The 6,501-nt window shown below is 38.9% G+C and carries 10 protein-coding genes; 8 read left to right on the top strand and 2 right to left on the bottom strand.

Going from position 1 to position 6,501, the window contains the following annotated elements; translation table 11 throughout:
- Positions 1–234: 234 nt before the first annotated feature.
- The 3 genes from JOD18_RS24650 (at position 235) to JOD18_RS16590 (ending at position 1,625) form a co-directional block, all read left to right on the top strand.
- Positions 235–366, top strand: a complete 132-nt coding sequence (locus JOD18_RS24650) for a hypothetical protein (RefSeq protein ID WP_275583029.1) — start codon at positions 235–237, stop codon at positions 364–366.
- Positions 367–503: 137 nt separating this feature from the next.
- Positions 504–863 carry a nuclear transport factor 2 family protein gene (locus JOD18_RS16595; RefSeq protein WP_204670235.1) on the top strand — a complete coding sequence of 120 codons (360 nt, stop codon included), beginning with the start codon at positions 504–506 and terminating at the stop codon, positions 861–863.
- Positions 864–866: 3 nt separating this feature from the next.
- Positions 867–1,625 carry a DUF817 family protein gene (locus tag JOD18_RS16590; RefSeq protein ID WP_204670234.1) on the top strand — a complete coding sequence of 253 codons (759 nt, stop codon included), beginning with the start codon at positions 867–869 and terminating at the stop codon, positions 1,623–1,625.
- Between the two features lie 24 nt (positions 1,626–1,649).
- On the opposite strand, the gene JOD18_RS16585 is transcribed toward JOD18_RS16590, so the two are convergent.
- Complete coding sequence (locus JOD18_RS16585) at positions 1,650–2,180, bottom strand: YceI family protein (RefSeq protein ID WP_204670233.1); 531 nt, start codon at positions 2,178–2,180, stop codon at positions 1,650–1,652.
- Between the two features lie 137 nt (positions 2,181–2,317).
- Here JOD18_RS16585 and JOD18_RS16580 point away from each other — a divergent pair, with 137 nt between their 5' ends.
- From JOD18_RS16580 to JOD18_RS16560, 5 genes are all read left to right on the top strand, one after another.
- On the top strand, positions 2,318–2,641 hold the full coding sequence (locus JOD18_RS16580; RefSeq protein WP_204670232.1) for a winged helix-turn-helix transcriptional regulator: 324 nt from the start codon (positions 2,318–2,320) through the stop codon (positions 2,639–2,641).
- A gap of 134 nt (positions 2,642–2,775) precedes the next feature.
- The gene (locus JOD18_RS16575; protein ID WP_204670231.1) at positions 2,776–2,934 is read left to right on the top strand and encodes a hypothetical protein; all 159 of its coding nucleotides are present in this window, start codon (positions 2,776–2,778) and stop codon (positions 2,932–2,934) included.
- A 212-nt stretch (positions 2,935–3,146) separates the two neighbouring features.
- The gene (locus tag JOD18_RS16570) at positions 3,147–4,061 is read left to right on the top strand and encodes a WD40/YVTN/BNR-like repeat-containing protein (RefSeq protein WP_204670230.1); all 915 of its coding nucleotides are present in this window, start codon (positions 3,147–3,149) and stop codon (positions 4,059–4,061) included.
- Positions 4,054–4,887 carry a hypothetical protein gene (locus tag JOD18_RS16565; RefSeq protein ID WP_204670229.1) on the top strand — a complete coding sequence of 278 codons (834 nt, stop codon included), beginning with the start codon at positions 4,054–4,056 and terminating at the stop codon, positions 4,885–4,887. The genes JOD18_RS16570 and JOD18_RS16565 overlap by 8 nt, the downstream gene beginning before the upstream one ends.
- Positions 4,888–4,936: 49 nt before the next feature.
- Complete coding sequence (locus JOD18_RS16560; RefSeq protein WP_204670228.1) at positions 4,937–5,611, top strand: uracil-DNA glycosylase; 675 nt, start codon at positions 4,937–4,939, stop codon at positions 5,609–5,611.
- A gap of 29 nt (positions 5,612–5,640) precedes the next feature.
- Here JOD18_RS16560 and JOD18_RS16555 read toward each other — a convergent pair whose 3' ends face one another.
- Entirely contained in the window at positions 5,641–6,420 is a 780-nt protein-coding gene (locus JOD18_RS16555) for an ion transporter (RefSeq protein ID WP_204670227.1), read from the bottom strand.
- Positions 6,421–6,501: the final 81 nt, after the last annotated feature.

The following is a 6,501-nucleotide window of genomic DNA, read 5'->3' as shown; positions in this document are numbered from 1 at the left end:
AACAAGCGATAGCGCGTTAGTCTAGGCAAGTGTACATTTTGATAAGACCTGAAATATTGGTGGGAAAACTATGTCGAGAAAAACTTGACACATACGGATGGCTTTTTGGAGGGCACCTTTTTTTCTAGTATGTTAAAATAGATATAAAATGAGACTTGCCCAGCAGGGGAGTCCAGTTCTTGTTGCTTTTTTTGAGTTACTATAAAGAACGGTTAGCACCGTGATAAAACGGAAATGCAGAAAGGTTGGATAATCAGAAGGCATATTCACACACCAGCTGCCAAACAAATTGCAGGTGATCTCGAACAAGGGAATTACCCAGAGGCAGCAGCCCTTTTATTGGCATATTATTATGATCCGAGATAGGAACATTCGATTACACACTATCCAAGTGACAAACAGATTCATATCTATGCTGATCATCTGGATGAAGCATTAGCAGCAGTGACAATGTAATCAAAGAAGAAAACAGCAAGTTCAACAAAAAATAGGCAGGTGCAGACATGGAAACAAAGAATCAGAATTTTTTTCGCGAATTTAATCAGGCATTTGCACGTGGAGATGTAGAAACCATTTTGGCAAGTGTGACAGATGATGTCGTTTGGCGTATGGCCGGTAACGATACGATCAGAGGAATCGAGGCCCTTAAAGATGCCCTGCAAGGAATGGACAATGGCAATGATTTTGAACAGGAAGTAGAAAATCTAATTACCCATGGAAAACAGGCGGCCATTAATGGGTTGATTCACTCTACTGATCATAATGGTGAACAGCGTCATTATTGCTTTTGCGATATCTATAAGTTGAATAAACATAAGGATGGCAAGATAAAGGAGATTATCAGCTATGTCGTCGAGGCTTAACTAGTGAAACAACTGTGGACATTTGGGATAGAACAGGCGAAATCTTGTCTGTTCGCCGTCGTTATTTTTTCAAGTTTGGCCATTACGCAGTTTTTGGATCTGCCTTATCGATATGATATTATCTTATTGATTTGTATAGTGACTCAGATTATTATGTTAGTTACTCATTTAGAAACATGGGATGAGTTAAAGGTAATTTGTGTTTTTCATGTGATTGGTCTCGCTTTAGAAATATATAAGGTACATATGGGGTCATGGAGTTATCCTGAGGAGGGGGTTACCAAACTATTTGGTGTTCCACTTTATAGCGGATTTATGTATGCTAGCGTGGCCAGTTATTTATGCCAAGCATGGCGGAGACTGGATATCAGGCTTACACGCTGGCCTTCGACTTGGGCAGTGGCTGTCTTAAGTATGGCGATCTATTTAAATTTTTTTACGCATCATTACATATATGATGGGCGGTGGGTACTAAAGCTAGCGACGGTGCTTTTATTTCTGCCGACGGTCGTTTATTATCGTGTAAATCAGAAGGTCTATCAGATGCCGCTCGTGTTATCTTTTGTATTAATTGGTTTCTTTATCTGGATTGCCGAGAATATCGCTACCTTCTTTGGTGCTTGGCAGTATCCAGGCCAGTCAGAGACATGGGGGCTTGTCCATCTAGGGAAAATCAGTTCATGGCTGTTATTGGTCATCGTTAGTTTTTTAATTGTTGCGATGTTAAAACATATAAAAGAAAAGCAAAAGCCAGCCACCTAAGTAGGTGCTGGCTTATTCTATATCTTATGCTTCTACTACAAATTCAAATCCTGCACGTAGTGTAATATCTTTACCGATTAGTACACCGCCTGTTTCAAGTGCAGCGTTCCAAGTTAAACCATAATCTTCACGATTGATTTTTCCTTCCACATCCACACCTGCGATCATGTTTCCTTGCATTGGATCTTTTGCGATACCATTATATTCGACTTTGAATGTTTCTGTTTTCGTTACATCTTTGATAGTAAGGTTACCTGTTACTTCAAACGTTTCATCGTTTACCTTTTTAATGTCAGTACTTTCAAAGGTAATAGTTGGGTAAGTCTCTGCATCAAAGAAGTCGCCTGATTTTAAGTGACCATTACGATCCTCATTATTTGTTTCAATCGATGTCACCTGAATAGTAGCTTTTACACTAGCATCTTCTAATCTTTCAAAATCACCGTTAAAGTCTATATCGAAATCTTGGAATTCCCCTTTTGCTTTTGAAACCATCATATGTTTTACTTCAAAGTTTAACCCACTGTGTACTTTGTCTAAATTTACTTTTGCCATTATTAAAATTCCTCCCCGAAAATTATTAACTTACTTTATGTAACTAAGTATATAATCATTATTTAATTACGTCAAGTAATTTAATTATTTTATTTCTGTGCAAAGTTTGTTATACTATATGTAAAGAGGTGAAAGGTATGACAGATACTGCGATTTGCCCAAAATTTGAAGCGGCATTAAATATATTGAATAAGCGTTGGACTGGGTTGATAATTTTTCAGCTATTGGAAGGGGCGCAACGTTTCTCTACGATTGAGTCAGCCATTGGCATTAGCGGGCGAGTGTTATCCGAGCGTTTAAAGGATTTAGAAAAACATGGTATTGTCAAACGCTCCGTGTACGATGAGACACCGGTACGAATTGAATACGAATTGACGGAAAAAGGAATTGCTTTACAGCCTGTGTTAGAAAATATTCAAACATGGGCAGAGAGTTGGATGGAAAGTAAACCTCTTGTGTAACGTATTCCCAAAATCATCTAAAATAAAACTGTAAAGCGTAAAGCTTTACAGTTTTATTTGATACTAAAAGAGAAAAGCCGCTGTTACATGGTGATGTAATGCATTTTTGCTGTATAGACGGGGAGAATTTTTGTATGATGAAAGTAAATATGTTGGCAAAGGGGAAAATACATGATCTTCCATTACCAATCGCGTTGCAACTGTCTATGCAACATGTGAATTATGTTATGATAAAACAACAGTTGAGACAATTGGAGGCAGGTTATGCAGGGGAAGAACAGCTTACTTACTAGGGAAGCAACGAGTAAACTCCTGTAGCGTTCAGAGCTTGTTAGGTATGGAAAAGGAAAGAATAGTTATTATCGTCACCCAAAATTAGTGGACATAATACTAAGTTACTTGAAAACACGTACAAGTGACTTAAAAAAGAAGGTTGAGTGACTTAAAAAGTCTATATAGTATTTATTCAGTATTAACAATAGATAAAATTAAGAGGTGCCATGTTATGAAATATCTTCTAATAAGTATAGCGAGTGTAATGGTTGTGGCTATAATGATTACTGCTATTATCTATTATCAAGAACCAACCCAAGTAAGCTTGCCGGAACAGCCGATATCGGAAGAAAGTGATTATGCAGATCTAGTGCCACAGGCCGTGGAGGTTGAAGATGTTATTTCCTACTCCTTACAAGGCGACACATTGACTGTTACTTTTAATAAAGGGAAGGATTGGATAACTGTGCCTGTTGAGAAAGAGCTGTTATTTACCGGGGAGTACAGTGGAAACCAACAGCAATTGATCGAGCAGAGTTACCTGTTGTCGGAGGAGCGTGCGGCCTTTTTATATGCAGAGCAGTCTGATACAGGTCCGCAAAATATTTTGCTGATTTCTACAACTGATCAAGGTAAGTCATGGGAAAAATCACTGGTAGTTGAGCAATTTCCACCACTGAGATTTCGCAAGGTCGATTTTGTGGATGACTCATTTGGCTATGTGATTTTGTCTGGTGACCGCACGATGTCGCAAGAATATTCCAGTATTTTTCTTTCATATGACGGCGGTGAAACCTGGGAAGAGGTCAATCGCCCTGATGTGACACGACTGGTTGCTGATGGCGGCTTTGTAGATGAACAGACAGGTTTTGTATCATTTGGTATCCTTAATCCAGAGGAACCATCCCTATATCGGACACAAGATGGCGGTCAAAACTGGCAGGAAGCTGTCTTTGAGATGCCGGATCAATATCTGCCTGTCTTTGTTCAGGCAGAAATGCCTGTTAAAGAAGATGACCATTTAACCGTACTTGTCAATCAAGGGTCGTCAGGTGATTACGATGGTGGTCTTGTCAAAGGAAAGTTTATCTCAGAAGACCAAGGCGAGACTTGGCAGTTTGTGGAGGAGGTGGAGCCTGATGAGTAAGATCGTCGGCTGGATTAGCTTTTTATTAGCAGTCGGATTATTTTGTCTGCAAATGGGGTATCTGGTATTCCACCAAAACTATCATGTCGAATATGTAGATTACCGGCTCTTTTATTGGATCAATATTATTTGTACGCTGTTTCTCTTGATAGCAATTCTGCTGTTGACAAGAATCAGGAAGATGATTAGCTGTGGCATAGCAGGATCTGTTCTCTTGACAATGGGGATTCTGTTAATGATAAGTGATAAGCCTGTGAACCATATCATCAGCCTGTCACCTGATGGAGAGCAGCTGTTACTGTTAAAGGAAAACACCGATCAGCAGACCGCGACTTATTACCGGACCTATTATGGTATTCTAGCAAGACCTCAGCAAGACAGGCTAAATGGAACCACTGGGGAATTCAAGGTGCAATGGGTAGCTAATGATATAGCAGTTATCACGTATCCGACAACAAGCGGTTCTTTGCAGCAATTTGTGGCCACTTATGGCGATCGCGGCAGTGGTTACTCTTACTATCATGTGGAGGCAGAGATTTATGGCACATGGCAGGGACCTGACATCGAATTGATTAGAGATTCAGAGGGACTGCGCATCATAGAAAATGGAGAAATGGAAGAGTTTGATGCCGCACATATCCGTCAATTTGGCACACTTGCAATTGTATTAGAAAAGGATGGAGAGGCAGTCTGGACGATCTCATTAGACGAAACTTTTCAAGTAGATACCGATCCATCTGCATTAAAAGAGGGAACTATTAGTATCTATAAAGCGACAATGGAGGAGAATGAGCCAGTTCGATTACATCATCAAAATGTTCAGTAAATATGTTAAACTAGCATTATATATTTGCATAAAAAAGGATGATCATAAGATGACAAACAATATTCTGAAAAACGATTGGTCCGATCGCTTAGCTGGAGAATTCGAAAAAGACTATTATCTCGCACTAAGAGAATTTCTTAAAAAAGAATATCAGCAATTTACGATATATCCAAATATGTATGATATCTATAATGCGTTGCACTATACCCCGTTCGAACAGGTGAAAGTGGTAATCTTAGGACAGGATCCTTACCATGGACCAAATCAGGCCCATGGACTGAGCTTTTCGGTAAAGCCGGAGGTAGCTATTCCGCCTTCTTTGAAAAATATTTATAAAGAGCTGCAATCTGATATTGGTTGTGTCATTCCAAATCATGGATATCTGGTAGATTGGGCCAAACAAGGTGTACTGCTTTTAAACAATGTCCTGACTGTTAGACAAGGACAAGCTCACTCCCATCAAGGCAAAGGCTGGGAACAGTTTACCGATCAAGTCATTACAACACTGAATCAAAAGGATACCCCAGTTGTGTATATTTTATGGGGATCAGCCGCCCAGAAGAAACAGGCATTAATTGATACCAGCAAGCACTTAATTATTAAATCTCCTCACCCAAGCCCGTTATCTGCCCATCGCGGTTTCTTTGGCAGTAGGCCTTTCTCAAGAACCAATCAGCTCTTGCAAGAGAACGGCCAGCAGCCAATTGATTGGCAGATCAGTTAATGAAGAAGACCCGCCACATATCCGGCGGGTCATTTTTGTTGAAGCATTTCCTTGATTTCACGAATTTCTTTACGTAATTCTTTAATTTCACTGGTATCTTCCTTGATCTCACCGGTATCTTGTTCCACTTCTTCCGAGATTTTTTGGGCATTATTTACAATCTCCCCAACAATCAAATTGATCATAATAAAGGTGGTAACTACGATAAAAGAGATAAAATACAGCCAGGATGAAGGTTCTTGATCAAAAATCGGACGAAAAATTCCACTTGCCCAAGATTCTAATGTAAAAATCTGAAATAATGTAACAAAGCTTAAAAAGATATTACCAAAATATTCAGGTGAGACATCACTATAAAAAGAGGTACCCAGTACGGCATACACATAAAAAATAATCAACATAACCAAAAGTACACTGCTAATTGTTGGAATCGCCATAAATAAAGCAGCAACTATGCGGCGCAGTGTGGGAACGGTTGTGATGGTACGAAATACCCGTAATATACGAAAAATACGTAACACACTGACAAAAGGTGTGCTGTATAAAATTAAGCTGCCAAACACAACGATAAAATCAAAAATATTCCATGGATTAGAGAAGAACTCCTTTTTCAAGACAATCATTTTCAAGACAACTTCTAGAGTGAATATAGCTAGTATCAATATATCAATAATGATTAAAACGGTATAATAACGTTGATAAACAGGTGGAAAGGTCTCTAATCCAATTAACACCGCATTAAAAACAATTAATGTCGTAATAAAACGATGAAAGCGAGTATCTTCCACAAGTTTTCGTATATATTCCATGTCAAAACTCCTTTACTTGGTACCTGTTTTTCATTTTATCATGGTGTCAATCGTCCGTAAAATTCTACCTTAAGAAGAATA

Origin of the sequence: Gracilibacillus alcaliphilus (genome assembly GCF_016909015.1) — a bacterium.
GTDB classification, from domain to species: Bacteria; Bacillota; Bacilli; order Bacillales; family Amphibacillaceae; genus Gracilibacillus; species Gracilibacillus alcaliphilus.
This window is presented reverse-complemented; position numbering and strand designations above follow the sequence as displayed.

Coding starts and splice junctions, on each gene's coding strand:
- JOD18_RS24650 (WP_275583029.1), top strand. CDS start 235: ATGCAGAAAGGTTGGATAATCAGAAGGCATATTCACACACCAGCTGCC.
- JOD18_RS16560 (WP_204670228.1), top strand. CDS start 4,937: ATGACAAACAATATTCTGAAAAACGATTGGTCCGATCGCTTAGCTGGA.
- JOD18_RS16585 (WP_204670233.1), bottom strand. CDS start 2,180: ATGGCAAAAGTAAATTTAGACAAAGTACACAGTGGGTTAAACTTTGAA.
- JOD18_RS16570 (WP_204670230.1), top strand. CDS start 3,147: ATGAAATATCTTCTAATAAGTATAGCGAGTGTAATGGTTGTGGCTATA.
- JOD18_RS16555 (WP_204670227.1), bottom strand. CDS start 6,420: ATGGAATATATACGAAAACTTGTGGAAGATACTCGCTTTCATCGTTTT.
- JOD18_RS16595 (WP_204670235.1), top strand. CDS start 504: ATGGAAACAAAGAATCAGAATTTTTTTCGCGAATTTAATCAGGCATTT.
- JOD18_RS16565 (WP_204670229.1), top strand. CDS start 4,054: ATGAGTAAGATCGTCGGCTGGATTAGCTTTTTATTAGCAGTCGGATTA.
- JOD18_RS16580 (WP_204670232.1), top strand. CDS start 2,318: ATGACAGATACTGCGATTTGCCCAAAATTTGAAGCGGCATTAAATATA.
- JOD18_RS16575 (WP_204670231.1), top strand. CDS start 2,776: ATGATGAAAGTAAATATGTTGGCAAAGGGGAAAATACATGATCTTCCA.